This window comes from Sulfolobales archaeon (assembly GCA_038897115.1).
Classification (GTDB): domain Archaea; phylum Thermoproteota; class Thermoprotei_A; order Sulfolobales; family AG1; genus AG1.
On the sequence record JAWAXC010000143.1, the window covers coordinates 1 to 4,320 of the forward strand.

General features: G+C 48.2%; 2 protein-coding genes. One reads left to right on the forward strand and one right to left on the reverse strand.

The features are described from left to right. Positions 1-1,393: hypothetical protein (locus QXE01_11750; protein ID MEM4971911.1), on the forward strand; the 1,393-nt coding region annotated here is incomplete at its 5' end. 16 nt (positions 1,394-1,409) lie between these two features. On the opposite strand, the gene QXE01_11755 is transcribed toward QXE01_11750, so the two are convergent. Next, on the reverse strand, positions 1,410-4,320 hold a 2,911-nt coding region (locus QXE01_11755), incomplete at its 5' end, for a hypothetical protein (protein MEM4971912.1).

Here is a 4,320-nt window from a genome sequence, read left to right on the forward strand (position 1 = left end):
CAACCACTGGGGTGGGGAGTATGCTAGGATATTCGATATGATGGTTGCAGAGGCTAGGGAGATGGCTAGGAAGTCATTCGAACCAATAGCTGTTTTCCAGAGGGGAGGTGCTAAGATGACTATAGAGCTTCTGAGGAAGGAGGATGGATACGGGCTAACAATACCCCACTACTACGCATTACTAGCAGCGGGCGAGGCCCTCAAAACCATGCCACCACTGAGCATGACTGGCTTCGCAGACTCCGTAGCAAGGATCTTCCCATATATAACACCGGACAAGGACTATGGATATACCCTGGCTAAGCTCAGGAACGAGAGCATAACAAAGGAATACTACGAGGAGCTAAGGAGAAGAGCATGTATGGACGCAACAAGCGGGCAGCAGATAACAGCGGGATACCCATACGATCCACTATGGATCCTCGTAAAATATGGCAAGCAATACGCCAACAAAACCGTTTCGGAGAAGGAGATAGATGATCTCTGCCAGAGGTTCTCAGAGCTACTGACAATGAGGAGGGTAGACCCATCACTAGCCCTACTGGTAAAAGGTGCAGAGGCATTCAACGGGAAACACACAGCGATAATAATATGGATGGAGCCCGATGGTAAGAACGACTTCAACATATTCGTAGCAACAATAGACGGAGACCCAAGACCAGCTGCAGAGCTGGCATACGAGCTGATAAAGAACATATCAATAGCATTCAACGCCATAGTATCCCTCCTATACGACCCCGTGAACCTCCTCGGAGAACCCCTAGGAGACTACGAGCTAATGAGATACGCAGTAGAGAATGGAAAGCCATGTGACTACTATCTATGGCAGAGATCAACATCAATGTTAGCGTCAATGTGTGGCCAAATTGTAGATAACGTCCTAGGCCGCCTTGTAATTATGTACGGCAGCATCCCATTCCTAGCAGAGTTCACAAAGGTGGTTCTAAAGCCTGTTGCAAAGCCAGCTGCTATCGAGTGGATAGACAAAGCCGAGCCCATCCTGATAGAATGCCTATACAACTACAGATGCTTCGAGTTCTCAGGATATAACGTGATAAATATCTATAGGGGGTGGCCAATAATAATCGATATAGGTATTAATAAGAGGGATCTGTATAGAGGTCTATACGAGAACATAGACCATTCTAAGGTATTCGTACTCGTATCAGGCTTTGATGAGGATAAGTATAAGCAGAACGAGGGCTACCAAAAGTTCCTGGAGATAATGTCCAAGCTGCCATCCACTAGAAGGATGCCCATAGGCTATTTCATAGATGATAGCTCAGGGATTAGATATAGTGTAAGCGATGCAGAAATGCCTAGGGAGATCCCTGCTTCCTATGAGTATCAGGTTGTGTATCTAGTCCCTGGTGTCTCGAAAGCTGTTGGGTAGATATGTTTTTTTATCATTATTTAACAGGTATTATCGCAACTGCGAAGCCCGGGCTTGGATATGTTACTATGTTTAGACCTGTGAATGGGTCTGATCCACCCATTGATAGATAGTCTTCGAATTCCTTTGGCCATGGCTGTGGGACGTTTGGTAGTGAGTACATAACCTGTCTCCAGTCATAGATAACTTGGTCAAACCAGTTGTAGCAGCTGCTCTTATCTGGGTTGATAGCAGGTAACGGTGCGGAAGGATTGAACAAGTGTAGCCAGGTTGTCTTGTCAAGCCTACAGTAGTATCCATAGATACCCACAGGCGGCACTGCATATATCACTCTATAGTGGATCCTGCCCAGGATGTTGTTCTCCCCAGCACCGATCCTGAATAGCAGTGGGGAGGATGGGTTGAAGCTATAGCTATCCCAGTATAGCAGGAAGCTACCTGACTGCGGAGCATTGATAGGCGGGTCGTTCCTCTGGGTGAGGTCGTTGAGATCAACTAGGTAGAACAGCCTAGGATCTGTATACCAAGGAATCATTTTCGCATCACCAAATCCAGTCGGTAGGACTATATGATATTCTCCCATTTTCGGTATTGCGTCTGCTGCTATGAGTATTGAGGTTGCTCCGTAGATTGCTTTGAGCCCTTTTCCAGGGATGTTGAGTAGCATAACCGGTATGGTTGCTGCTACGAAGAACTTTATAGGCCCTCTAACAGGTGTTACGCCGAAGTCGTGGTCTCCCTTGATCATATATCCTATGCTAGCCCACCTTGGATGGCTCAGGAACCACTCGAATTCCCCTTTTGTGTCTAGCCCTGATAAGAGGTAGTTATTCCTCGAGATTGTTATGAGTGGGTCTAGAGACTTCCCCTGGATCACTGGTTGCTTTGTATAGTCAGGTATTATGAAGCTGTTCTGGAACACCTGGCACCTCGGTACTGGGAGGTAGTTCTGAGACCCTGGATATGGATAGCATATCAGCATCCCACCACCAGGATCTACATATGACATGAATACAGGGACAGATGGGTTGATACCGGGGAACCTGGCTATCTGTTGAGCAAGGGAGCCGCTGTAGGTGATCTGGAGCGGTCTGCCCTCATACTTCTCAGCATCGGGGATCCCAGCGTGCTGTGGCACCCAATAGATACCCTTTATCAATACAATATCTGGTGTAGGTAAAGTAATATGTCCTGACCAGATATTCGATCTATAGCCCCACAGAGCGTTTATACCAGATGAACCCCCGTAGAAGTAATAGATACCCCCGCTCTCTATCTCTGTGACCTTCTGGAATGTGCCGGATGTTAGGTTTAGTATTCCAAACGAACCACTACTATCTTTCGCGAAGTAGCCAGCAGGTTCTAACAGCTTCATGGCTGGTGCTGATAGCTGGTTATTGAAGGGATCTACATCTCCTCCCCTCACTTGAGGTGCGAGTGATGGAACCATAAATGCGTAGTGCCCGGTAGCTGTAACTAATGATCCTGGGGCATATACACGATCACCAAGTTTATTTAATAGTTGTAAGTTGCGTACTATAGTTGTTAATATAGGATATCCTGGGTATATGAATACAGTACCACATGGCGGTGACATCAACAACCAAGGAATATCTATGCATAATATGCTTTTAATTATCGAAGGGTCTATCGGGATCATATTTATCCTTGCAACTACTGGGCCGTGTTCAAATGAGGTTCCCCTCATGCTCTCTGTGAACTGGATCGGTGTTGTTGTTGTTTGCTGTCCACCGGGAGGCCCTGTGTTTTCGCATAGGAGTATGTCTGCTGCGTCGTCGCTGTCCACTGCGAATCCCCATATACCCTCGTTACCTGGTTGGATCTCGAATGAGAGTGCTATCCAGCTTGCGAAGTAGTCCTTCTGCTGCTGTGGGAATGGGTACTGGGCATAGAATGAGTACCATATCTGGCACCACCAGCATCCATCGAACTCGTAGAAGAATACCCTGTCCACCTGCCCACTCCATATGAGTGTTGGGCTTGATGAGAAGAACCTGTCGAAGTCCTGGGAGCTATATGCATAGCCGCCTGGCCAGCTATAGACCCTCATGGTTATGGATCCTATGAGCCTTGCATAGGCTGATAGCCTCTGCACACCCTCGGGGGTTAGCCATATCCAGTCAGCATTGGGTGGCTTTATAGCCAGTGCAGCCGCTTCCCATCCACTTGTCTCCTGCTGCCTCAGGATCACAGTGTAGTAGACTCGATCGTTCCCCCTGGTTGTCACAAGCCTTGCGAAGCCGCTGTGGCTTGTTGAGAAGTCAGGGCCGTGGCTTCCATACCAGCTTGCTACTACGGAGCAGCTTCCCTGATCCTTTGTCCAGGGTGGTATAGCTGGTGTTCTAGCTGGTGGTGAGATCGTGTTTGACTCGAGCTCCTGGTACTTACACCTCTCCTCCGTGCATACGAATACCCCTATGGGCTGGTTCACATAGTCATTACTATCCACCATGTAAACACCTATTGAGACGCCCTCGCCGGGCGGTATCGATATCCAGCAGGATATCCATGAATTGATGATCCCTGAGATCTCGGATACCCTGTAGAGCTGTTCAACACCGTATGGGGATGAGCATACCTCTGCGGGGAAGTCATATCTCCACGACGGGGTTATATACGCTGTTGCGGTGGCAGGAGGCATATAGCCCGGTACAGTTGGTGTCCCACCTCCTAGGAGTGGCCATAGTGCGTTTCCATATGGTGTTGATAGGAGGAATATGACTGCGAATCTCTTAGCCTCCTGATACCCAGAGGATATTGCTATGCTGATGAAATACCTATACCCTGTTGATGCCTCAGCCTGGTAGATCTGGGCTGTGAATGTGAATGGCGAGGACTCTGGAGGCCCTGAGAGGGATGACCATAGGATCGAGACTCTGGAGAGCATAAGCATATACGCCGATAGA